Genomic DNA, 22,306 nt, shown 5'->3' on the forward strand with positions numbered 1-22,306 from the left:
ATTCGATCTGGGATTTGGGATCGTCAGTAGATCTGCGGGTTGTCGATCTTCAAGGCCGTGGCGTTCTCCAGCACGATGCGGGAGGTCTGGTCGTCGATGCCGTTGGGTGCCTTGACGTGCACCTCCACGGACAGTTTCACCTCAGCCCCGGGCAGGGCCTGCAGGTGGCTCATCACCTCCTCCAGGAACTGGCCCATCTGCAGCCCGGCCCGCACGGGATCGAGCTTGAGGGAGCCGGTGAAGGTGGTGCGCTGCTGGGGCGTCGCCGGGGTGGCTTCTGTGATGTCACGGCCAGGGCCGAAGCTCAATCCCGGGCCCGGTTTCTCGGGCGCGTAGGAGCTGGCCCCTGGCGCGGGTGGCTCACCGGTACCAGTTGCAGAACCAGTGCTGGCGGGAGGTGGTGCTGCAGCAGCATCTTCTGCCAGCTGCTTCTTGGCCACCTCGTCTTTGACGATCATCATGCGCATGGTGGCGGCGCTCTGGAACTGGCCCTGGGGCTTGAGGCCGAGGTAGCGGCCGCTGGCCTCGTCGAAGCCGTCGGCCAGGTGGAAGGTGGCATCGCCCTGCAGGGCGGCCTGGGCATTGGTGAGGCCGTTGAGGAGCACGGCGTCGCTGCTGACCCGAGGCAGGTAGAGGTACTTGTGGCACCAATCCACCAGCTCCTGCACGCTGACCGAATCACGGTTCGGCCAGAGGTAGTTGTCGAGGTTGCGGCGGAGGCGGCTGGCACCGATCTCCACGTAGATGGCCTCCTCTTCCGTGCACTTTTTTGAGACCCGATCAGCGAGGCGTGGTTCACCGCCGGTGAGGCGGAACTCATCCCACGACGGGCCCTGGTTGCCGGGCTGGGCCTGGTGGGGGAGCAGCAGATGACACCACGTCTCCGGAATGCGAACGTCAATCGCATCGGTGGCGTCCTTGATGCGCTTGGCGGCCAGGTTCACCTGGCTGAGCGTGAGATCGAGCTCCTCACGGTTGTCGGTGATGCGCTGCCACGCCTTCTGGGAGGCGTAAGCGTCCACAAGATCCTCCAAAGCCCGCTCATCGGCCGCGAGGAACACCAGGGTGTTGGGGTACTGGCGCGGACTGGAGCCACGCGAGGCGAGCACCTCCCGCGCCCAGGTGAGGGCAGCACTGTCTCCACCCTTTTTGTGGGGGTACTGGGAGGGCACCACCACCAGGCGGGTAGCCGGTTCATCGGGCACGGCCGCGCTATTGGGCGGGGCGAGGTGCAGCCCGGCAAACGCACCGCGGGTCTTGCCCTCGCGATCGAGCTTCTGGTTGAGCTCCACCAGCAGGCTGGCGCGGTCGTTGAGGAAGCTCTGCTTGTGCTCGTCGGCGGTGCGGTTGAGGTTGGGCTTGGTATCGAGCCAGTAGCGGTCGCCGTCCTGGTTGAGGAAGCGGGCCTGGTCACCGAGGCGCCTAAGGGCGTCGCCAAACACGGCCGGGGCTTCACCGGGCATGGCGCAGGCGAGCTTGATGCGCTGGTCGCCAATGCCGGGCTTGGCCGCACCGGAGCCAGGGGCGGTGCCCATGTAGATGCTGCGGGCCACCCGCTTGCAGGCGCTGAGTCGGCCCAGGTTGCTGTTGGCGGCATCGATACGAACGGGGATTGAGCCTTCGCCGTCGACGTCCTGGGAAATGATCGGCTCCCACTCGTTTGGCAGATAGCGCAGCAGCTCGTTCTTGACCTTGATGTCATCCAGCGGCATCGAGGACGGCATGATCATCACATCCTTGCTGCCGCCTTCCCAAAGATCTTCGATGGTCTTGGCAAGCAGGCGCAGCACGCCACGGGTGCGCTGGAAGTTGGGCAATGTGCTCCAGTCGTCGTAGAGGCGCTGGAAGAGTTCGGGGTGAATGGGGTAGGAGGCCGTCAACTTGTCTCCGTAGTCGGCCTCGCGGGTTTCGGCGGGAAACTCGTTCTTGTTGAGCGCGTACATCTCCTTGAAGGAGCGCACCACGGCATCGCGGTGGGCCCCGGCCTGATCGGTGGGGATCGGCTCAAACAAGCGCCGACGCACGATCTCGAAACCTTCGTTTGGACTGGCAGGGCGCCATTCCGTCGCAATGCGCTGCAGCACATTGCGTAAACCCTCCAGGGCCTTTTCGCCATTAGAGCCCCCGATCTCGTTGGTGCTCTGGGGCACGGAGATCAGCAGCAGGGCATTGGGCACCTGCTTGGCGGCTTCGGTGAGTGCCTGCGCGAAGGAGATCTGGGAGTCGTAGGTGCCTGCAGGCAGATCGGCCTTGCCGAACAGGTTGCGGGCATAGGCCACCCACTCGTCGATCAGCACGAGGCAGGGGGCGCTCTGGCGGAAGAGCTCGGCGAGGTCGCGGGCACCGGGGGAGACGCGCTCGCGGTCGCTGTTGGCCAAGATGGCGTAGCCCTCAGGTCCACCCAGCTGATAGGCCAGCTCGCCCCAGAGGGTGTTCACCACGGTGCCGTCGGCTTTTGTGGTGGGCTCTGCTGCGCTGAAGGCCGTGCCCACCAGCACGGCGGTGTTGGCCTTGGGGACGCTTTTGATTCCCACCTCGGCGCAGACCTCCTCGAGGCCGGAGAGGAGGTTGAGGGGGGTGCCGGAGCAGAGGTGATAGAGCGCCAGCATTGAGTGGGTCTTGCCGCCACCGAAGTTGGTCTGCAGCTCGATCACAGGGTCAGCGTCCTGGCCGTTGAGGCGACGCAAGGCGATGCGCAGCAGATCCTTGAGCCCACCGGTGATGTAGGTGCGGCGGAAGAACTCCGCCGGATCGGTGTATTCCGAACTTCCCTTGCCCTGGCGCACCTGGTCGAGGTCGGCGGCGAACTCGGCCTGCTGGTAGCGACCGGTGATCACATCGGGGTGCGGGGTGATCACTTCCCGCCAGGGCAGCAGGCCGGCTTTGACCTGGTTTTCGGTGGTGGTCTTGTAACGGATCTTGTTGCGGGCGCGCTCAGTGAACACCACTTGCTGGAGCTCTGAGCGCAGGTCGCGGATGGCTTCCGCCTGCTGCACGGCGTTGATGCTGCGGCAGAGACGAACGGCGGTGTCGAGGTAGCGGTCGGTGTCGTCTGAGGTGATCGGTTCGGAATGGGCCCACTTGTTGCGGGCCACCTTGAGCTCACTCACATAGGCCCGATCCTCCTGGCTCAGCAGCTGCTTGAAGACCCCACTCCAATGCTCCATGAACAGACCGAGGAGCACGGAAACGTCCTTGAGGTTGGCGCCGGGATCAAGGCGTTCCTGCCAGCTGGGACCGAGCTTGTCGTAAAGCTCGCGGCTGATGTAGGGGAGCAGCCCATCGCGGAGTTCATTCAGCGCCTTGCCGACGCGCTCACTGTTGGAGAGGGCCATGGAACGGGGTGGGGGTTAGAGCAGGGAGGGCTGAACAGGACTGGCCGCGACGGCCGCCAGCTTTTCGAGTTCGGGCCAGGCGATCACGAGGCCGTTGTAGGCACGAGCTTCCTCTGCCTGCTTGGTCTTCTCGCAGTGGTTATAGAGGCGATAAGCCAGGGAACGGCAACTGGAGGCGAGATCTCCATGACCACGAACAGCATCCAATTGGTTGATGAGAGCAGATGCTGCTGCTTCTCCCTCATCCAAACGCTTGATAAGGTATTGAGTTGCCTCCCAAATACACAATCTGGCATCACCTGAGGGATCCCATGAAGCAGGAAGCTGACTTCGACGCAGTAGCTGAACCTTTCCCGCCGACGCATTTAATATTCCAGACTTTGAAACTCCTTCTACTGATACGTTAAGAGCGAGGGCTAAACCCTCGGCGTCCCCATAGGGCCTCTCGTCATATCCAAAACTCTCAAAAAATGTGAGAGCAAACTTCGTATCGCTATCAAGCAGACCATCCTCTTTTGTTAGGCATTCATCCAGTACGCTCTGGATCTCCTGCAAAGCCTCGCGAGTGCTCATTAGACTATCATCAGCATTCAAAACGCTTCTGCACTGACTATAAATAGACATGCCGGGGCCTATTACCGCCTGGCGAACATCTACTGGGGCTATATTGGCCGACTCCAGCCTTTTTATAGCCTCGGGCAGGGCTGACCTCAGCTCTCGCCTGAATTCAGATCGAGAAAGGGACAGGGCATCGTTGCTTCTTCTCTCGCATACGAGCACGATGCTTGAAGCAAGGGCATTTACATTCTGGCCAATAGATCTTGATTTGCGCTCAGTGTGTAGCGGCCAAGTGCCGAGTATCTTCAATCCACTTTTCACAAGGGCATCAAGAAAGATCTGCCATCCAGTAATTGCTGCTCCCTCGCCTTTTTTAACCTCCGACTGCTTGAAAGCATAATAAATAGTGATAGGCGCCCATGGATGTGAAATCTCTGCCGCACCTGATAAAGCCTTGGCCATTCCATCAAGAAAAAACTTTTCAGCCTCCATTTTGCCAATCTGTCTATAGGGATTAGCGACCAGCTCTTCGTGCTTTGGCGTGGTAATAGTTGCCAAGAGATCGGGATATGAGTCCCTTAGTATGTACCTAATCCACACATAAAAGAATTCCGATAGGTCAGAGTAGCCTATATTGTCATAGTACGGAGGATCTGTTGAAATGATAAATTGATTAGAAGAAGATTCCGTGGCCAACGCCTGAGCCGATTGCTGAAATGCTTCACCAGGCTCTACGTTAACAGGAAGTCCAGAAAGTGAACTAGCGACAATCTCAACAGACTTTGCAAAAGATCCTCCTATCTCAGAGAAGATGTTCAGCTCAACAAAGTCCCATACCATGGGTATAGTTTGCATTGTAAATAGATGACTTGGCCTATCCTCCCTTGTGTACCATGTAACAAGTGAACAGTTATAATCAGCGCATTTTGATAATGCGAAGGCCAGGTAAGTCGTTATCAGCCCTGCGTACTCACTCGAAATCTCATCAGCGTCACATCTGAGCTTAAGCTTCTTTTTGGCGTCTCTTTTTATCGTATCTTTAATTTTAATGATTTTATCAGCTATGCTTTTTAGCCCCTTGAGCTGCCTATCAGTATAGAGAGAGCCAAATGTATTCAAGCCGTAAAGCGGAGTAAACATTGACCGTTTGTCGTTCGGAATGGCCGTTTCTATGTCCCAGGCTCTGCCCACTGAGAATGCAATTTCTTGGCATTGCCGAGACGGCTTTAGATAACATCTATTTCGCCCATTTTGAACAACAATCGCTAAAAGCTGCAAGCCAATCAGTCCCTTCATTCCTTGATCTTTGACATACTTATCGGTGACAATATCTCCCGAAAGTGGGCATCTAAAGTTGCCGCCTCTCTTTAACTTCAGTCCGGTCTTGCATCCCTGGGTGTCAACCGGCCTCCCCAAAACGATATCATAATTCAAGTCGCCATTGGCAATAACTATATCAATCCATGCCTCTTTATCTTTCTTGGAAGAAAGTGTGAATGTCGACAATAGCGGTATCTGTTTATGTGAGTAACCAGGATTTGGCGAAGGCACTGTTCTGGCCCACAAAAAAGCGAAAGGACGCACTACCTGCCCAGGGACAAACTGATAATGTGCCCAGCTTTCGTTCCCAGTTGGAAGCATTGATTCTTCAATTATCAACTCTGGATACAGAGCATCTCTGGTCTCCTTAAGCTCCTCCATTACTCTATCCCGATAATAAAGGATATCCTTTTGAAGCGCTGAAAGATCACCCTTTTGAGTCAAGGAGTCGCTGAACTGATTGTATTCACCTACTGGAGAAATGCTAGCCAGCCGGTGCGGAAGATCGATCAGAGCCTTTGAAATTAGGACAGGTATCGGATTCAGGTCTCTTGCTTGTACTTTAAATCCAAGTCTTTGAGCTTCTACTGGTATTGTGCCTCCTCCTGAGAAAGGATCTAGAAATGTCGGCAGGCTCGCTGCATCGAGGCCCAAGCCAGGGTTATCTTGACAGAAGCGGGCAAATGAGCCGCGAATTTCCTTTGACGCCTCCGTATAAAGATTATCGTCATGGATGTTTTCCCAAACGACTAATCTTTGGATGATTTCAAAGAGCCTATTGCGTTCTGCATCTTGCAGTTGTTCCGTTGCAAAATCTTCGACTCGATTTGAAGGGTCGTCTACAAGTTGAGCAAAAAGAACGGCCCTTGAAGCGGCGAAAGGGCGTTGGGCCCACCACTTGTGAACTGATGATGGATTGCCCTTGTAGATATAGCTTTCACGCACAGATTCGCAATTAATCGCCTCCAGAGGGATGGCCACCTCGATCAGCTTCTTGCGGCGTTTGACGGGGTGGTCGCAGGTCATGGTCTTTGCTGTCATCGAAGGCACTCGTGCAGTTTCAAGACCACAGCACCCGAGTCCCCTGGAACAAGCACGGCGACTCTTCCAGCTGGCAGTTCAGCCTTCTGTAGCCGTGCACTGGTGCAGAGGGTGCCGCCTAGATCGTCGGTGTCGTACTCTTCCCCGCCATGAAGATCAAAGGCATCGATCGCCTTCTTCTTACTTCTTCCTGTCTCTATCCAGCCCTCATCCGGCCAAACCCTCAGCGTTTCATGCAAGGGTCCATAGTCGAGATCAAGCACCTCCAAGATTGATAAGTTGGCGGCATCGAGAAGCCATAAGTGGCCTCGATCTTGGCTTCGCATGCAGGTTGTTGCCACAATCACTTCACCATTGCCTGGATTGGCGTCGGGATGATAGACGCGATCCTCATTGCCATCCAGCCACTGCACGGCAGAAGTGGCAACGCCGAGCAGCGTTCTTTGTTTCACCAACGATCCATTGAACGGGTTCCGTAGTTCGACCTGTGCTTGAACGTCTGATGGGCCAAGTGGGTACTGTCCCAACCCACAGGCGATCAAGGATCCGTCATGGCTGACAGAGACAGACTGCACGGCTGACTCTGTTTCAACAATCTTCTCTTGGCCGTTATCCAGGTCCCAGTGAACAAAGAAGGCGCCGCCACCTGCGGCGGCGACCCGGCGCGAATGCTCCGTTGATCGCGAGACAGATAGTGAATAGGGGTAGGGTGAAACATCGTGCCTGCTGGCCCAGTCGGGTCTCTTCCAGGGTTGAGCTATGCAAGTTTGCTGCTCAACATCGAGCAGATAGCAGCCTGGCTCATCGTTCGCCAGTAGCAATCTGTTTTCATCAACAGCAAGTAATCGAGCATTCATGCAGCGCTTGATCGGCAATTCCCACTCCAGGAGCAGGTTGCCCAGGGCTCGTTGTTCCGTCATGAAGGCACCCGGTCCACTGGTCCCAGCCAGTTCTGACCGCCCCAAGTCATGGGGCTCGCGGTCGTGCAAGGCAGCCAAGGCTTAATCCCAGGCAAGCCCTCCAGAGGTGCGCTCAGGGCAGCAGGGTTCACCTCCAGCGGGATGGCGACTTCGACAAGCTTCTTGCGGTGATGCATGGGGTGGTCGCTGGTCATCGGGCGTTCCAAGGGTTGATCAGCTCCAGGCCGACATCGGCGAAGTCGGCGTCATCGCGCGTGGCCAGCTGGGCGCCCTGGGCCAGCGTGGTGGCGGCCACGACGGCATCGGCGGTGGCCATGGGCCGGCCCAGGCGCTCACGGCGGCTCAGCAGCTCGCCGTACCAGTGAGCCGCTTCGCTGCTGAAGCCCCACACCCGCCCGGCAAACAGCTCGGTGATCAGACCCTCCCAGCTCTGCCGCAGGGCCTGCTTGCGGCGTCCATCGCCCAGGCGGGCGATGCCATGCAGGATCTCGGCCTCGTTCATGGTCGTGATCGCCACCGCGTCTGGATCCAGGCCGTCGGCCCAGGCCAGCACCCGGGGCTCCGGTTGCGGCCGCATCAGTTCCGAGATCACGTTGGTGTCGAGCACGATCACGTCGCTGCCTCCCCTCCACCGAAGCCAGCGGGTTGGGGCAGGGAGGTGCGCTCGGGAACTGCCAGCTCCACACCCCCTAGGTGAGCGAAATGGTCGTGGATGCGGCTGCCGAGGCCTCTAGTGGATGCGGTGCTGGTGCTGCCGCCGGAGACGGCATCACGGAGGATCGTGCGCACCTCCTCCTCCATGGAGCGGCCATGGCGGGCCGCCTGGAGCCGCAGCTGTGCCTTGGTGGCGTCGTCGAGATTGCGGATGGTGAGGGTGGCCACGGCGGTTCCTCCGCTAGCAGTGCAAGCAGTGCTTGCAAGCCTAGGGGTGGGGGTGCGGTCCATGCTCAATGGGGCCCCACGGCAACGGAGAGCAGTTGAGCCAGGGAGAAGTTCTGGCCCGTGGAACCAAAGCCGGGGCGGCCCCAGTCGACCCCGCTCACGTACCGCGGTGGTGAGGCGCGATCACCGGAGATGGTGCTGATCGCCAGCCGGAAGCTCTCCGGCCTGTTGTTGCCGCACTTGAGCTCTGTGGTGGTGACGGTCACCGAGTCGGCCCCCTCCACCCGGCCCTTCACCTCGATGAACACCAAGCTGCCGTCGGGGCCCGCCGACTCGATGTCGTAGCCGATGCCGCGCTGCTCACTCCTGTCGATCGGGATGCGGCCGAGAGCCCGCTCAGCGGCAAACACCGCTGCCATCGCCAGCAGATCCACCCGCTTCTTGGCTTCTGCATCGACGCTGGCATTGGGGGTTTCTCCCCGGATCTGACGCAGCAGGCCCGCCGGCACGATCAAGGCTCCACCCTTGATCAACGGCACTCGGGCGCTGATCTGGGCTTCCGCATCCAGGGCCGCCATGCGTTTGCCCAGCCGGTTCACCAGCAGCTCCGCCCGCTCCTTGGCGACCTGGGCCGGCAGACGGGTTTTCTTGCCAGCGGAATCTTTGTGCTTGAGCTCCTCGTACTGGCGGATCCAGTGATTGATCTGCCGCTGCAGCCGGGCCTGGATCTCCTGCCTTGCCTTCTCGATGCGCTCCAGCCGCTCACGCCTGATCTCCTCAAGGTGCTCCGGCACCAGCGTCTGCATCGCCTGGGCCAGCACCAGCTGGTCCCAGTCCTGGTTCAGCCAGTCATCGGCCAGCAGAGGTTGGATCAGCTCCTGCTCACCCTCCCGCAGCGGCCGGTAATCCAGGTAAGGCGCTGAGCCGGCGGTTTTCACACCGCCGGTGCGGGAGATCTCCAGGAACTGCAGCCGGTTGGAGATCAGCTGCTGCTGCCCATGGCGGTCCTTGCGGCCGTCCTGCAGCCCGTGCTCCAGGCAGAACATCAGCCGCAGCTCAGCGCCGGGATCGTTGTCGTCGATCAGCACCGCCCCCTGGCCCAGCACCTCGCCGTAGCGCTCCCAGATCAATGAGAGGCAGGCTTCCAGCAAGGGGTGGCCCGGGCTCACCAGCTCAGCCCTTGGGCTTTGGCCCACGTGCTCCTTCTCAAAGCAGATGCGCTCGTAGCGCTGCTGCACCGGCACACCCACGCCAATCTGCTGGTCGCGATCCAGCAGCTGCGGCGACACATGGGTGATCTCATAGCGGCCTTCCTCCCGTGGAAAGGCTTTGCCGCCCAGCCGCCGGAAGGCCTCCAGGAAAAAGTCGTGCACGTAGTGGGGGTGAATGCGACGCGCCATCGCCCGCTCCATCTGCTGCCGCAGGTCCCGCACCTTGCTGGTGTCCATGCCCTGCTTGACCAGGGCGCGGCGCTCCAGCAACTCCAGCAGGTGGTCGGAGTTCACCGCTTCATCGATCTCCTGCATCCGCGCCTTCACGGCGGGATCGGCGTTGTAGAGCACCGCATCCATCAGCAGCTCCCGCAACGAACGGCCGGTGAACAGCTGCCCGAGCACGTCGAACACCTTGTCGCCCAGAGCCTTGCGGGCGTTGTCGAGCTTCTCCAGCAGCTGGATGTAGACCTCCCCTTCGCGGGTGTCCTGGGCCAGCAGATTCCAGAGGTGGCAGACCTCCTGCTGGCCGATCCGGTGGATGCGCCCAAAGCGCTGCTCCAGCCGGTTGGGGTTCCAGGGCAGGTCGTAGTTCACCATCAGGTGCGCCCGCTGCAGGTTCACGCCCTCGCCGGCGGCGTCGTTGGCCAGCAGCACCACCACCTGGGGGTCATTCATGAAGGCGTGCACCACCTGCCGTCTGCGGTCCCGCGGCACGCCGCCATGGATCTCCACCACCGCTTCGTCGCGGCCGAGGCGGTTGCGGATCTTGCGCGCCAGATCGGTCAGGGTGTCCTTGAACTCGGTGAACAACACCAGCTTTCGCCGCCCGCCGTTCTCATCCACCATCAACGGGTCATCGAGGATCCGGTCGAGCTGCTGCCACTTGGCATCAGTGCCTGAGTTGACCACCTTCTTGCTGAGCACTTCCAGCTCCTTGAGGGTCTGGATCTCGAGCTCCAGCTCCGCCAGGGTCTGGGCCGAGGTGGCGTTGTCGATGAAGGCGTTCTCGGTTTCCTCGATCTCGGCGGCCGTGTCCTCTTCGTAGAGGTTCTCGATGTCGTCGAGATCGAGGTTGCCCAGCTTGCGATCCAGCTGCAGCTGCTCACCCGCCTGCCGGCCCTGCAGCAGCAGACGCTCCTCCTTGAGCCGAGCCTCCAGCCGCTCACGCCTGCGCTCGATCGAGCGGTGGATCGCAAACGGTGAGCTCGCCAGCCGTCGCTGCAGGGTCATCAACGCAAAGCCCACGTTCACGCGGCGCTTGCCGCCACCTTCGGCGTTGGCATTGCGCTCGGCTCGGTTCATCTCGTCGCGCACGTACTCCGTGACGCGCTCGTAGAGCACCTTTTCGCTCGGGCTGAGCTCGTACTGAGCCGTGTAGCTGCGCCGCTCAGGAAACAGCTTCTTGCCTTCAAAGGTGTAGAGATCTTCCTTCACCAGCCGCCGCATCAGATCCGTCGGATCGCTGCGGTGCACCGCGTCTTTCTCCTGTCCCGCGAAGCGATCCTCATCCAGCAGGGCCATGAACAGCTGGAAGTCCTCCTCCTTGCCGTTGTGCGGCGTGGCCGTCATCAGCAGCAGGTTGCGGGCATGGTTCCCCACCCGCCGGCCCATCGCATAGCGCTTGGTGGTCTTGAGCTCGCTGCCGAAGTAGTGGGCGCTCATGCGGTGCGACTCGTCGCACACCAGCAGATCCCACTCCGGTGCCTGCTCCAGCCGGCTCTGCAGCTCCTCGTCTCGGGAGAGCATGTCCATCCGGGCGATCAGCAGCGGCTTCTCGGCAAACGGATTGCCAAGCCCAGTGGCGTTGATCAGGTCACGGGTTAGTAGCTCGAACTGCAGATCGAACTTCTCCTTGAGCTCGTCCTGCCATTGCTCGGTGAGTGAGCCCGGCGCCACGATCAGGCAGCGCTCAAGCTCGCCCCGGATCAGCAGCTCCTTGATCAGGAGCCCGGCCATGATCGTCTTGCCGGCGCCCGGGTCATCGGCCAGCAGGTAGCGCATCGGCTGCCTGGGCAGCATGTGCTCGTACACCGCACTGATCTGGTGGGGCAGCGGGTCGATCGTGCTGCTGCTCACCGCTAGATAGGGGTCGAAGAGCCAGGCCATGCGGATCCGCTCGGCCTCGCTCACCAGCCGGAACTTGTCGCCATCGCCCTCAAAGCTCCAACGGCGGCCGCTGGAGACCAGCTCAAGATCGGCCTCCTTGTCGCGGAAGACGATCTGGGAGTGGAGGTTGCCCTGGCCGTCGCGATAGAAGACCTGACACGCCTCGCCCATCATCTGGGTGTTGACGATCCGCACCGCCTCGCGGCCCACCAGGCCCGTGACCTGGGCGTCGGGCTTGAGATCCTCCAGTCGTGCTGTCATGAAGCCTCGACTTCCGGCCGACCGATCCAGCAGCCCTCATGGGCATGGGCTGTGATCGGCATGACAGGAGAGACACCTCTAGCGGGCAGTGTGCCAAGGCGTGTGTACCGGTGGGGCCAACATGCACACATCTAGAGAATTTCCCTTCGGAAGCAGAATCCGAACCCCATGTCCTTCCGCTTCCGCCGCAGCACCCGTCTGGGCCCGCTGCGCTTCAACTTCGCCAAATCTGGCCTCAGCTCGATCTCTGTCGGTGGCCGTGGGGCCTCCTTCAACATCCCGGTGGCTCGCTCTGGCGGCGCCCGCACCACGGTGGGGCTGCCCGGCACCGGTCTGAGCTGGAGCGTCGAGCAGGGAGGCGAGCCCATCGGTCGTCGCGCAGCCATCCCCGCTGGCCCCGCAGAAGACCTGCCTAATAGTCGCCGCCTCAGGCCCGGTCAACTAGACGCGCTCAAGGCGAGCTGCCTGAACGTGCTGCACCAGCAGCTGTTCCAACCCGGCGGCTGCGGAGCGCAACTCTGGGAGCTGAGCCTGGTAAGCCGCCTGCTGAACGATCCCTCCATCGGTGATCGCATCTACGGGCAGCTGGCGGTAATCGAAACGCCCGAGACGATGGAGGCCTACCTGCTGCGGGCCCAGGGCCAAGACGACTTGAAGCGCAGGGCCAAGCGCTGCGTCGAGGCGGTCCAGGAAGCAGGCCGGCTGGCCCGGATCCGGGGCTGGCTGTCTCAGGCATAAACCCCTATTGCCCTGGCCAGCAGGCCATCCGATCGTTGATGCATAGGTTTCGGAGGCCCTTCGATGGATGACACTCCCCCGGGTCAGGTGTCAGGAGCGAGCTGACGATCCGGTCCCTGCTCCAACACTCTCGACGGATCACTGACCTCCCCGGCGTGTGACGTTGTCGCCGTCCATTGCACCGTTAATGGCTCTGCCTCAGGTGCCCCGGACCCAACGGGAGGTCCCACTTGTCAACTGGCCCCAGGTGCCAGCGTCAGCAGCTCCGCCCCAACCAACCAAACTGCTTCAGAGCCCGGTGGCCTCGTCACCGGGCTTTGTTGTGCAGTCCCCTTGACCCATGGAGAACCTGAGCGATGTCCACCAGACCCTGGTCGAGGACTACCGGGAATCGATGGTGATCGCCGCCGACAAGCTGCTGGCCCAGCCCAGTTGGACCCTGGAGGCCACCGTGGTGCTGATGCACCTCCACAGCGGTGCCGTCACCATCGGGCCGGTGAGGAGTCTTCCCCTCTGGCTGGAGCACCTCCCCCCCGAGCTCGATGAATTCGTGCGGTTGCAGGATCAAGGAGTGAGCTTTGATGAGGCCTACGTCCAGTGCCTGGCTGAACAGGGGCAGGAGTTCGTCGACGCCTGCGAAGCAGCCAAGCGGGGCAAGCCCCTGGTCTCCCATGACAACCTGGCCGAGTTCACCGCCCTCTCCCAGAAGGGGTTTGCCCGCGAGCCCCGGGAATTGTTGGCGCTGGCCCAGTGGCCCGACCATGTCACCGGCTTCCTGGTGTCATGCGAGCCGTTTCATCGACCTGGGTGAGGCCTCGCTGCCACCCGGCTCACTCCTCTTCGTCGGCCGCACCCACTGGAATCAGCCGGATCTGCTTGCGACCCAGCTTGATCTCGAACTCATCGCCAGGCTTGAGATCGAGCAGGCCGGTGTAGGCCATGCCCACCAACAGGTTTCCGTTGCCCTGCACTGTCGCCACGTAGCTCAAGCTGCGGCCGGCCTTCCCTTTGCCGCTGCCACCGCCATCTCCGAGGCTGACGCCCTTGGCCTCCAGCAGCGCCTCATAGAAGGCCGTGAAGTTCAACCGCTCGCTGCCGTCCTTCTTGGTGCTGAGGTAGCCGGCGGCTCGCACCAGATCGGACTTGGAGGCATCACCAAGCTCCTTGACTTTGGCGAGCAGTTCAGATCCAGTGAGAGCCATGTTGCGCAGGCGTTGTTGGCTGGACCCTAACGACCAGCCAGATCGCTGCCAGAGCAAGAAGGTGCGGGTGCCCGTCCCTTCATCGAAGGCTTTCGCAGGCCTCGCCATCACCATTGGAGTCCAGATAGGTGTGTCCCTGGCGCAACAGCACCTGAGCTTGCTGATAAGAGCCGATCTCCTTGCAGCGATACTTCCGGCCACCAGGAATCGATCCAGTTGCGCTCGCTGATCGCCCTGCTGTTCGGCCACGGCGGAAGTCCCAGGGGCGGGTGATGCCGCCGGGCACCTGCCACACGCCGTAGCGGCTGCGGGAGGCCCGGAACTCGGCATCCAGGTACTCCTTGGCATCGCACTGGCCCAGCCACTTCCGGTAGGCAAAGGCCATGCCGTCTTCCACCAGGGCCAGGTTGATGTTCACGCCACTGATCACCTCGGCCACGGTGCGGCCGTAGCGATCCACTGTCTGGGGCCTGATGGTCACGCTGGAGCCCAGCCGCAGGCGGCTCTGCAGGTAGCTGCGGGCCTGGGCGCCATGGGGGGCCTGGGCCATCTCGGGCGCATCGATGCAGGCCAGCCGCACCGTGATCCGCTGCTGGCCCTGCTGCACGCGGATCGTGTCGCCGTCACCGATCTAGAGAACCGTGGCGCGATCGCCTGCCGCCTGGCCCCTATCCGCCAGCGACCCACTCCACAGCAGTGCCGCCACGAGAACTCCATGAGCCATGGCCAGGTTGCGGTCTGGCCGGAGGGGAATCCGCAAGGGTGCCCACTTCAAGGCGTTGCAGATTGATCTTCGATCTCCGGTCCAGTCGACATCCGTTGCGCCATGACGTACGCCGAGGTGTGGGTCAGTGGCACCGACTCCCCGTGCAACTTCTCCAGCGCCGGTCTCAACTCAGCCAGGAGAGCTTCCCGTACCGCCGGATTGAGGGCCAGGAACGGCGAGTAGGTGGTCAGAAGGGTGAGGTAGTCGTCGATCGTCAGGAGGCTTTCCACCAGCCATTGACCCTGCCGGGCGCCGTGAAACAACGGCGACTCCAGCAAGAGTTGACCCAAGGCCGCGAGAATCCCTGCCACAGCGTCGGCATCTTCATAGGGGCGCTCCAGCTCAGGGGCATGGCGGCGGTAGATCGCTCGCAAGGCCTCATGCGTCTGGCTCGATGGCTGCAGTTCCTTGTTCCACAGCAGGATCAACCAGCCGTTCTCCCGCAAAGCACCGGCCGCTTTCGGATAGGCGATCTCCGGCAGGATCCAGTGAAACGAGGTGGCCGCCACCACGGCATCGAACCGCTCCTGGCGAGGTTCCCACTCCTCCAGAGAAGTCGCCACCAGCTCCACTTTCGGGAACCGCAGACAGGCCTCCTGAGCCAGCAGGCAGAACTCCGGATTGGGCTCAAGGGCCACGATCCGGCAACCCAGCTCTGCGAACGACACCGTGGCCGTACCCGGTCCACAGCCCACTTCAAGAAGCGTGGATGCAGCCGTCAAGCCAGATCGAGCCACCACCTCCTCCACCAGTTGCTGCGGGTACCGGGGCCGGGTGGCGGCATAGGCCGCTGCAGCCGGGGAGTACCAGTGAGTGCGCTGTTCCACGCTCCTTGCCGAATAGGTGGCGACGGTCTCCTTGATCTCGGCAAAAGGATCCATGGAGCCTCATGATTGGAACAAATCCCCCCCCGGGCGTTATCACCATGGCGCGGTCTTCGGGGGCAGCCACCGCAGCCGGGGCCATCGCCCTTGCCTCCCGACCCCACTCAGGGGCTGTGCTCTAGCCCCTCCAGCGCCGTGCGCATGCTGCCGAGAAACTCCTCATCCACCTCGGTGGCGGTGAGTTCCTCGCCCACCAGGTCCTGGATCAGGCGGTAGAAACGCACCTCAAACCACTTGCGGAACACGGCATAGGTGCGTTCCGCAGGCCAGGTGCCGGTGTCACGGTGCCAGACATCCAGCTCCGCCTCAAAGATCGCCTCGTACACCTCTTCGAGGATCTCCTCGGCCTCCTCAACCGTGTCGTAGTCGGGGATCAAGTAAAGGCAGGGCTCCCTGGCGTCGGCTGCATCGACATCCAGATCCAGATCCAGTTGCCTGGCCCACTCGAGCAGCTGCTGGGCGGGGTAGATCCCCACCGCGCAGCGGTTCACCCGGCCATGGCCCACCCGGCGGGATGGCCCAAACGCTAGGCCTGGCCAACGAAGCGGGCAGGGCTCTGCAGGAGAAGCCGGACACCGGCTCAACCCTGAACGGAGGAGGGGCCAGGAGGATGAGTGCCTCTCAATGAAGCCTCCGGAGGCATGTCGATGAAGGTGATCGTCGATCTCTGTGTTGTACCGATCGGGGTCGGCGTCAACCTGGCCCCCTACATCGCTGCCTACGAGCGGGTGCTGCTGGACGCCGGCCTCAAGATCCAGCTGCACCCCAACGGCACCGCGATCGAGGGCGAGTGGGCGCCCGTCTTCCAAGCCATCGAGGCTTGCCATACGGCCGTGCACACCATGGGCGCCCCCCGCATCTTCACCACCGTGAAGGTCAACATCCGTACCGATAGGGACCAAACGCTGGAGGAAAAGGTTGCAAGCGTCGAGGCGCTTCTCCAGTCTGCTCCTCTACGCATAGCGGGCGGCAGGACTGGACGCGAGGCTCCTACATGAGCAATGCCGAGCAGGCTATGGCGTTGAAGGAATGGCTGAGCCGGGTGGACTGGAAGCAACGAACCTACCGGTTGTGATGGATGATTCGGTCTTCAACGTCAATGGCGGAGTCAGGTTCCGCTAGGCCGGCAAGCTCATCATCCATGAAGCAAACCGGCTGGCTTTAATCCGCGCAATGCTGCAGGGAGCAGGCAGTGATCCTGGGACACTATGGCTGCCATGGTGCAAGTCATGTCAGGAATGGATGGCCGCTGTGCCGTCGCTGCTATGACCCCCAACCGATAGTGAGCGCGTATCCGATGGGACGGCGCAGCACGCATTTGACGCGGTGCGGTGCGGTGCGGTATGGGATGGTGTGGCAGCGCAGACGTTCCTCGGTGGTATTGACAAACTTCAGGGTGTGGTGAGCAGCGTTGTAGCGGAAACCTCTCAGTGGTGTGCTGACTCGCCAATGTGTTTGCCTCTCGGCCCTGGTCCAGAATTCCGCGACTCCCACAGAGGAAGAGTTGTTCGTCTCTATCCAGACTTGCTGCGCCCCACCTCAACTTGTATTCCAATAGTGATTGATAGCGGCTTATATCAGACGCCGACAATGCCATGATGCAGTTATCTCAAGATCATTGGAATACGGAGTTGTCATTATTTCAGGCGAGTCAATGGAATAAATACAGAGTATTAATTGCGATCGGAAGTATGTCTGATGCCACAGGCTTGTGCTATGACGGCGACTGCCAAAGCGGTTTAGTTGAGCTAGAATTCTATTCCATATGAACTCGCATCAATATTGATTGAGAGAGAAGGAGCTTTTACCGATTCAGTGTGCTTTACCTCGAGGTCAACAAGGCTTTCTGGCATGCCCTGAAGAAAATAGGCAGATCCATTGGGAATCCGCTGATATGTAGCGATCAGTGCTTTTGAGAGATTAAGTTCTACCTTCGCTCGCGTCAAAGCCACGTAGAGGCATCGCCGTTCCTCTTCATACTCTTCTTCTGATTTCGAATAAGAAGGTGGGTAATGGCCTGCTTGTAGGGCGGGGACATAGACAATATCAGATTCAAGGCCCTTGGCCGAATGTATTGTCGATACGATGACGTGATCGGTATTGGGATCGTTATCTCTCCTAAATCCTTCAGTGAATGGATTTAAAGCATAACTCTCAAGGAATGTCGAAATACTCTCTTCGCGCTCTGCAAGGGTCTGCAGGATTGGAATGTCAGACTTTCGGCTTCCCCATTCGTCTCGATACAGCTGTGCAAACTCATCCGAGAGAACATCTGCGATGTAACCAATAAGGCTGGCGATATTACTAGAGATTTGCTGAGATATCTTCTTAATTGCAGATCCTGGTCGTCTGAACTTAGATTCCGAAGCCATCAAAAGGTTGATCCGCTCAGAAAGAGCTGTAGACGCGCCTAGCATATTCACCATTTCAGATGCACTCTCAACACCAATTCCTGAGAAGATCTGGAGGTATCGCAACCAGGCAATCTCGTCTATCGGGTTATGGAGAATCCGAAGTGTAGACACAATGTCACGAACATGCCGAGCTTGGAGGAATGAGAAGCCGCCATAGTAGGCTACAGGTATCTTTCTTTTAATCAAAGCAGAATCAAGGGCTTTTCGCCAGATTGATGAGCGGAAGAGAATAAGATTACACCGATAAGGTATGCCCCTACCATGATCCTCCTTAATTTTTTCTGCGATGTACTCAGCTTCTTCAAACGGATCTGAGAAGACACGCATGATCGGCTTCCCTCCGCGGAGTTCAGACCATAGCTCTTTGCCGTAGTTGATGGAGCTGTCGCGAAGAAGCCAGTTTGAAATACCTAAGAACTCATTGGGAGAACGATAGTTCTGGGTCAGGGCAAGCTTCTCGGAATTGGGAACCAACTCAGTAAAGTCGTGGATAAAGCGATAGTCTGATCCACGGAAGGCATAGATCGCTTGAGCATCGTCGCCTACACAGAAGAGATTGACGTGGCCAATCAAAGGTTGGAGGAGTCTCCACTGGAGCGGGTTTGTATCTTGCATCTCGTCAACCAAGATAGAATCATAAGAAGCTCCAATGGCCTTGGCCACGTCTAGGCTTTCTAGATTTTTAGCAACAACATCCAAGACGTCATCGAGATCCAGAAGGTTTTGTCGACGTTTTGCAGCCTGATACTCAATAAAGACTTGCTTGATCTGCTCATACAACTGCTTGTGCTTAGGTAGATACTGATCAATATAATCACTAAGCTTCTTGGATGAGTTTCGGCAGAAGGAATAGATAGAGCGCATTTCAGGGGCCTTAGGAAAATCTTTGGGTCTCCTCCCGCGGATCATGCTCATCATGTCTTTCTGATCTTCGGGGTCAATGATTGTGTATGAGCCATTGGCATCATTCGCAATGATGCGTGAGCACCAAGAGTGAAATGTAGACGCGTTGACCCTCTTGCCAATATCACTGCCGGCATAAAGGGCGATTCGTCCTACAAGTTCTGCGGCTGCCTTGCGCGTGAATGTAATGGCAAGAATGCGCTCCGGTGCTGATCCACATTCCAACAGGTGGCAAATCCGTGCCACCATCGTTTTTGTCTTCCCTGTACCAGCTCCAGCGACAACCACGATGTTTGGCGACGAGGAAGTGACCGCTGCCAGCTGCTCCGAATTGAGTCCCTCCTTGTAATCCTGCATGGTTAGAGTCTGCGAATAGATCTAATGGTTATCAGGACTTGTAGGCGCATAATGCCGTCTCTGCGTGGTACGGGCGTAGGGACCACCACTCCTCCGGCAATTCTGACATTCGTAGATGGGAACACCCTTTCAGCGAACGTCCTAGCAGCCTCTCAGCACCGGCAAGGGTGCCTGCATGGAGGTAGACATACTCAGGCTGAAGCCCCAGGTAGGACCCAATCCAGAGGGCGATGTCGAACACGCAGACTGACTTCGCTGCGCTCGCTGCACTCATATGCTGATTTGGACCAGAAGTGAGCGCCATCTGAACTTGCAGCCAAAGCCCGTGGAAGTTCTTGGCAGCTTGGATCTGATGTCCTCGCCTGGCAATGGCGCGAGCAGCGTTGGCGCAGCCGGCCGGCTTCCAACAGTCGTTTGACTGCGCACGGCCGATGAAGTGGCTGTGGGTGCCGTATGGCATCTTCCCGCAGGTTGAGTACTTGACTGCCTGTATGAAGGATTCGCGCCTGGCGTAGTACAACAACTCTTCTTCTTCCTTCCAAGCGTGATCAGTCAGGTACTCGCGAGGTGAAGAGATCTTGTAAGGGGCGTTGATGCTCACGGTAGTGTGAATGGTGATTGGAACGTTAGATATTCGAGTCTTGTCTCTACAGATTAGTTGCTCCTGAAGTGTGAAGGCAGTACTGCCGTTGTCCCCTTAAGCATCTCCGCCAAGCGGTTGCGCCACATCCCCCATTCGGGGGATATTGAGTCTTGCCGGCGGAGTGACCCATTGATTGCTGATTTAGACATCCAGCAGTCTGAAGACATGGAAGCTGATCCGGGACCGGTATTCTGACGGACGAATTGATACCCCTATGAGGTCGTGTCCGATCAGTGGTAACACTGTTGCTGTCCAACACGTTAGTGCTTTATCAACACCTGTAACCAGGTTGCATGGCGCTTCTGCATGCCAAGGCTGAATATCTAGGGAGGCCTGAACGGGAGTGAATCACCTTCTGTGGCCCTTGCCAGCTTGGTGGGAACAAGGATGGTTTCATCGCTCCGCCGCTTCCTTTCCTAGGATCCGCGAAATCCTGGTCCAAGGATGGATCTGACCCCTCTCCTGCAGAACATCCCGACGCTGCTGGATGAGTACGGCAAGCTCCTTGAGGGGAAGACCATCGTGGCCTGCCTCGGCAACACCAGGTGGCTGGGCGCCTTCATCTGCATCAACCCGATCACTGAGCACGTGGTGGGGGCTTCCACCACCGAGGAGGAGGGCTTCCATCACGTGCTGCAGCACCGGCCCCACTTCCTGCTCGTGAGTGAGAGCCTGCATGAGGGGGCAGGTGTGTCGCTGGTGCGGCGGGCCGAACGGTTCCACCCAGACACCCGCACCATCCTCATCACCAACCGGGAGTCCACCGCCGTGATCGGCGAGGCGCTGGAGGCCGGTTGCGATGCGATCTGCTTCGAGACAGAAGACTTCACACCCGTGTTCCGGATCGTCGCCGGCGGCGGCGTCTACTACCCGAAGGAAGCCGCCGCTGTCCTGCGGCAGCAAAGCCATCGCAGGGAGGATGCTCCCCAGCTCGAGAGCCTCACCGAGCGGGAGGTCGAGGTACTCACCGGGGTGATGCTCGGGCTCTCGAACCGAAACATCGGCGAGCGGCTGTACGTCTCCGCGGAAACGGTGAAGACCCACGTCGGCAATGTGATCAGCAAGCTCCAGGCCCGCGACCGCACCCATGCCGCCGTGCTGGGCGTGGCCCTGGGGATCCTTTCACTGGAAGCTGCTCTGAACACCGGCCCGGCCTTCAGCCTCTGGGGGGATGCCTCGGCTTCAGAAGCGCTGAGCAAGGCTTCTGCTCGTGGTTCATGAGGCTGGCCTGGACGTTCGATCACCGCGGTTCCACTTCTTCAGCCAGGGCCAGCACATCACCAAGAGTCTGCTCGTAGTCGGCTGCCAGCTCAGCCTTCCGCTCGGGTGTGATCCAAGATTCCTGAATCCCCCGCACCAGTCCAGGCAGGCGCTGGCGCAACACCGTCAGACGGGCCAGCCGTAGGTCTAGCTCGTTCATCATTAACCACTCCCATCCCACAGGTCAGGCTGATCAGAGAAGCGATTCACAGGCCACCCCCCCATCCCCATTGCGGTCCAGATAGATGTGGCCTTGCCGCAGCAGCTCCTGAGCACGGCCAAAGCTGCCGACGCTATTGCAGGTGTAATTGCTTCACTCACTCACTCACTCACTACTCCACCGTTGCTGGAGGTCAGTAACTTTCTCCCAGGAGGCGTAAGCGTTGGTCGACCGGATGGGTTCCGGTAGCTTTGGCGCCAGTCCTTCTTGAACTGCCCGCGCTGCTCGCAGCAGTGAAAGTAGTCGTGGATCGTACCTGCGTATTTGATGACGCCGTGGGTCGCGGCCTTGAAGGCGACGGCGGGGCTGGGGCGCATGGCGTACCAGGCAAGCTCGGCCTTCTCCCGGTGGAATCCAGGGGTACGGGGGCATTCATCGAGAGAGTCGATGTTCATCGTGGATTGGATTGGATGGGATTGGGAGTGAATTGGTGGCTGGGCTGGGCTTACGAGCCTTGGATGAGTCTGCATCCGGGCCGCAACCGCACCCAGTTGAAGGCATCACCATCGGGTGCCCACTCTTGAACCTTCTGCACGGCATCCACCCGCTCAAACTCCACAGGGGGCGCTGTCTGGTTCTGGGCAGGCGCTGCCAGCTGGTGTCAGATGGCCCGGAACAGCTTGAGCTGGTTGACGGCATACCTGACGAATGACCTGTCGATGGTGGCCTGTGGCTTTCCCTGAAGTGACACCTTGTTGGTTCGGTGGTTGAGACCTGCTGACAGCGCCATGACGGTCAGAGGCCCATGGGCCATCAGCCGATGGAACATGAGGTCAATGGTGCGCTGTGTGTTGTTGAGCTTGGCGACCTGGTATGAGGCGAACACCCTGGAGTTGAGAGCAATGAGCTGTGAGTCTGAGAGCGGCATGGTGAATGGTTGGGTGGATTGGGTGGATGAGGCGGTTTATGGCGTGGTGGCCATAACGGCTTTCTGCTGGCAGATGACAAGCTGAGACGGCCACATACGGTTGTAGCGTGCGGAAAACTCCCAAGGGCCCAGCTTCTGCATCTCGTTGTGCAGCCACTTGATGACCAGCACCATGTCCTCGGTGGGTATGGTGCGGATCTCGCTGGGACCAATCCAGCGGGTCATGTCGGCTGGGCATTCTTTACTGTCACGGGTGCCATCGAGGCCCGCTTGCTCCAGGAGGAATGCATCGCGGCGGCTGGCTAAAGAGATCCGCAGTTGCTCATCTCCGTACTCCCCTTGTGATCTGGCGGCTCTGGTAGCAGGATCGAATGAAATGCCAACCTTGCAATGGGTGTCGCTGTAGCGCCTCAT

The 22,306-nt window shown here is 59.6% G+C and carries 20 protein-coding genes; 4 read left to right on the top strand and 16 right to left on the bottom strand.

Features of this window, described 5'->3' with window-relative positions:
* Positions 1-23: 23 nt before the first annotated feature.
* From CJZ82_RS08935 to CJZ82_RS08965, 6 genes are all read right to left on the bottom strand, one after another.
* Positions 24-3,335, bottom strand: coding sequence for a DUF499 domain-containing protein (locus CJZ82_RS08935; protein WP_094555433.1), 3,312 nt, complete (start codon positions 3,333-3,335; stop codon positions 24-26).
* 15 nt (positions 3,336-3,350) lie between these two features.
* The gene (locus CJZ82_RS08940) at positions 3,351-6,254 is read right to left on the bottom strand and encodes a DUF1156 domain-containing protein (RefSeq protein ID WP_094555434.1); all 2,904 of its coding nucleotides are present in this window, start codon (positions 6,252-6,254) and stop codon (positions 3,351-3,353) included.
* Entirely contained in the window at positions 6,251-7,174 is a 924-nt protein-coding gene (locus tag CJZ82_RS17805; RefSeq protein ID WP_143593590.1) for a hypothetical protein, read from the bottom strand. Before CJZ82_RS17805 ends, CJZ82_RS08940 begins: the two co-directional genes overlap by 4 nt.
* A 190-nt stretch (positions 7,175-7,364) precedes the next feature.
* Positions 7,365-7,787: a type II toxin-antitoxin system VapC family toxin gene (locus CJZ82_RS08955; RefSeq protein ID WP_094555437.1), complete on the bottom strand. Its 423-nt coding sequence runs from the start codon at positions 7,785-7,787 to the stop codon at positions 7,365-7,367.
* A complete protein-coding gene (locus CJZ82_RS08960) occupies positions 7,784-8,056 on the bottom strand; it encodes a plasmid stabilization protein (RefSeq protein WP_094555438.1) in 273 nt (90 codons plus the stop codon). Before CJZ82_RS08960 ends, CJZ82_RS08955 begins: the two co-directional genes overlap by 4 nt.
* 65 nt (positions 8,057-8,121) lie before the next feature.
* Positions 8,122-11,637 carry a helicase-related protein gene (locus CJZ82_RS08965; RefSeq protein WP_094555439.1) on the bottom strand — a complete coding sequence of 1,172 codons (3,516 nt, stop codon included), beginning with the start codon at positions 11,635-11,637 and terminating at the stop codon, positions 8,122-8,124.
* Positions 11,638-11,805: 168 nt separating this feature from the next.
* Between CJZ82_RS08965 and CJZ82_RS08970 the strand changes: the two genes are divergently transcribed.
* Together CJZ82_RS08970 and CJZ82_RS08975 are read left to right on the top strand one after the other, a co-directional pair.
* Positions 11,806-12,375 (top strand): DUF4236 domain-containing protein, encoded by a 570-nt coding sequence (locus CJZ82_RS08970; protein ID WP_094555440.1) that lies wholly within the window; start codon positions 11,806-11,808, stop codon positions 12,373-12,375.
* A 340-nt stretch (positions 12,376-12,715) separates the two neighbouring features.
* Positions 12,716-13,186, top strand: a complete 471-nt coding sequence (locus CJZ82_RS08975) for a hypothetical protein (protein ID WP_094555441.1) — start codon at positions 12,716-12,718, stop codon at positions 13,184-13,186.
* A 19-nt stretch (positions 13,187-13,205) separates the two neighbouring features.
* On the opposite strand, the gene CJZ82_RS08980 is transcribed toward CJZ82_RS08975, so the two are convergent.
* The 4 genes from CJZ82_RS08980 to CJZ82_RS08995 all read right to left on the bottom strand — a co-directional run bounded on the left by CJZ82_RS08980 (position 13,206) and on the right by CJZ82_RS08995 (position 15,703).
* Entirely contained in the window at positions 13,206-13,577 is a 372-nt protein-coding gene (locus CJZ82_RS08980; protein WP_094555442.1) for an AbrB family transcriptional regulator, read from the bottom strand.
* Between the two features lie 79 nt (positions 13,578-13,656).
* A complete protein-coding gene (locus CJZ82_RS08985; RefSeq protein WP_233130150.1) occupies positions 13,657-14,184 on the bottom strand; it encodes a thermonuclease family protein in 528 nt (175 codons plus the stop codon).
* Between the two features lie 164 nt (positions 14,185-14,348).
* Positions 14,349-15,224: a class I SAM-dependent methyltransferase gene (locus CJZ82_RS08990; RefSeq protein WP_094555443.1), complete on the bottom strand. Its 876-nt coding sequence runs from the start codon at positions 15,222-15,224 to the stop codon at positions 14,349-14,351.
* A gap of 107 nt (positions 15,225-15,331) precedes the next feature.
* The gene (locus CJZ82_RS08995; protein ID WP_233130151.1) at positions 15,332-15,703 is read right to left on the bottom strand and encodes a hypothetical protein; all 372 of its coding nucleotides are present in this window, start codon (positions 15,701-15,703) and stop codon (positions 15,332-15,334) included.
* Between the two features lie 171 nt (positions 15,704-15,874).
* On the opposite strand from CJZ82_RS08995, the gene CJZ82_RS09000 reads away from it, so the two are divergent.
* Complete coding sequence (locus CJZ82_RS09000; RefSeq protein ID WP_094555548.1) at positions 15,875-16,225, top strand: MTH1187 family thiamine-binding protein; 351 nt, start codon at positions 15,875-15,877, stop codon at positions 16,223-16,225.
* Between the two features lie 750 nt (positions 16,226-16,975).
* Here the strand turns inward: CJZ82_RS09000 and CJZ82_RS09005 are convergent.
* Together CJZ82_RS09005 and CJZ82_RS09010 are read right to left on the bottom strand one after the other, a co-directional pair.
* Positions 16,976-18,901 carry an ATP-dependent helicase gene (locus CJZ82_RS09005; protein WP_094555445.1) on the bottom strand — a complete coding sequence of 642 codons (1,926 nt, stop codon included), beginning with the start codon at positions 18,899-18,901 and terminating at the stop codon, positions 16,976-16,978.
* Positions 18,902-18,932: 31 nt separating this feature from the next.
* Complete coding sequence (locus CJZ82_RS09010) at positions 18,933-19,502, bottom strand: hypothetical protein (protein WP_094555446.1); 570 nt, start codon at positions 19,500-19,502, stop codon at positions 18,933-18,935.
* Positions 19,503-19,988: 486 nt separating this feature from the next.
* Between CJZ82_RS09010 and CJZ82_RS09015 the strand changes: the two genes are divergently transcribed.
* Positions 19,989-20,765, top strand: coding sequence for a response regulator transcription factor (locus CJZ82_RS09015; protein WP_094555447.1), 777 nt, complete (start codon positions 19,989-19,991; stop codon positions 20,763-20,765).
* Positions 20,766-20,784: 19 nt separating this feature from the next.
* Here the strand turns inward: CJZ82_RS09015 and CJZ82_RS09020 are convergent, their stop codons facing one another.
* From CJZ82_RS09020 to CJZ82_RS09035, 4 genes are all read right to left on the bottom strand, one after another.
* Positions 20,785-20,967, bottom strand: a complete 183-nt coding sequence (locus CJZ82_RS09020; RefSeq protein ID WP_233130152.1) for a hypothetical protein — start codon at positions 20,965-20,967, stop codon at positions 20,785-20,787.
* 158 nt (positions 20,968-21,125) lie between these two features.
* The gene (locus tag CJZ82_RS09025) at positions 21,126-21,419 is read right to left on the bottom strand and encodes a hypothetical protein (RefSeq protein ID WP_094555449.1); all 294 of its coding nucleotides are present in this window, start codon (positions 21,417-21,419) and stop codon (positions 21,126-21,128) included.
* A 206-nt stretch (positions 21,420-21,625) separates the two neighbouring features.
* Entirely contained in the window at positions 21,626-21,892 is a 267-nt protein-coding gene (locus CJZ82_RS09030) for a hypothetical protein (protein ID WP_094555450.1), read from the bottom strand.
* Positions 21,893-21,928: 36 nt separating this feature from the next.
* Positions 21,929-22,306 carry a hypothetical protein gene (locus CJZ82_RS09035; RefSeq protein WP_094555451.1) on the bottom strand — a complete coding sequence of 126 codons (378 nt, stop codon included), beginning with the start codon at positions 22,304-22,306 and terminating at the stop codon, positions 21,929-21,931.

The sequence above is a fragment of the Synechococcus sp. 1G10 genome (assembly GCF_002252625.1).
Classification (GTDB): domain Bacteria; phylum Cyanobacteriota; class Cyanobacteriia; order PCC-6307; family Cyanobiaceae; genus Regnicoccus_A.

Bases quoted from the DNA above. Each gene is read 5' to 3' on its own strand.
- CJZ82_RS08965 (WP_094555439.1), bottom strand. From the start codon at position 11,637: ATGACAGCACGACTGGAGGATCTCAAGCCCGACGCCCAGGTCACGGGC.
- CJZ82_RS08990 (WP_094555443.1), bottom strand. From the start codon at position 15,224: ATGGATCCTTTTGCCGAGATCAAGGAGACCGTCGCCACCTATTCGGCA.
- CJZ82_RS08970 (WP_094555440.1), top strand. From the start codon at position 11,806: ATGTCCTTCCGCTTCCGCCGCAGCACCCGTCTGGGCCCGCTGCGCTTC.
- CJZ82_RS09030 (WP_094555450.1), bottom strand. From the start codon at position 21,892: ATGCCGCTCTCAGACTCACAGCTCATTGCTCTCAACTCCAGGGTGTTC.
- CJZ82_RS09005 (WP_094555445.1), bottom strand. From the start codon at position 18,901: ATGCAGGATTACAAGGAGGGACTCAATTCGGAGCAGCTGGCAGCGGTC.
- CJZ82_RS09035 (WP_094555451.1), bottom strand. From the start codon at position 22,306: ATGAGGCGCTACAGCGACACCCATTGCAAGGTTGGCATTTCATTCGAT.
- CJZ82_RS09015 (WP_094555447.1), top strand. From the start codon at position 19,989: ATGGATCTGACCCCTCTCCTGCAGAACATCCCGACGCTGCTGGATGAG.
- CJZ82_RS17805 (WP_143593590.1), bottom strand. From the start codon at position 7,174: ATGACGGAACAACGAGCCCTGGGCAACCTGCTCCTGGAGTGGGAATTG.
- CJZ82_RS09025 (WP_094555449.1), bottom strand. From the start codon at position 21,419: ATGAACATCGACTCTCTCGATGAATGCCCCCGTACCCCTGGATTCCAC.
- CJZ82_RS08980 (WP_094555442.1), bottom strand. From the start codon at position 13,577: ATGGCTCTCACTGGATCTGAACTGCTCGCCAAAGTCAAGGAGCTTGGT.
- CJZ82_RS09000 (WP_094555548.1), top strand. From the start codon at position 15,875: ATGAAGGTGATCGTCGATCTCTGTGTTGTACCGATCGGGGTCGGCGTC.
- CJZ82_RS08975 (WP_094555441.1), top strand. From the start codon at position 12,716: ATGGAGAACCTGAGCGATGTCCACCAGACCCTGGTCGAGGACTACCGG.
- CJZ82_RS08940 (WP_094555434.1), bottom strand. From the start codon at position 6,254: ATGACAGCAAAGACCATGACCTGCGACCACCCCGTCAAACGCCGCAAG.
- CJZ82_RS09020 (WP_233130152.1), bottom strand. From the start codon at position 20,967: ATGATGAACGAGCTAGACCTACGGCTGGCCCGTCTGACGGTGTTGCGC.
- CJZ82_RS08935 (WP_094555433.1), bottom strand. From the start codon at position 3,335: ATGGCCCTCTCCAACAGTGAGCGCGTCGGCAAGGCGCTGAATGAACTC.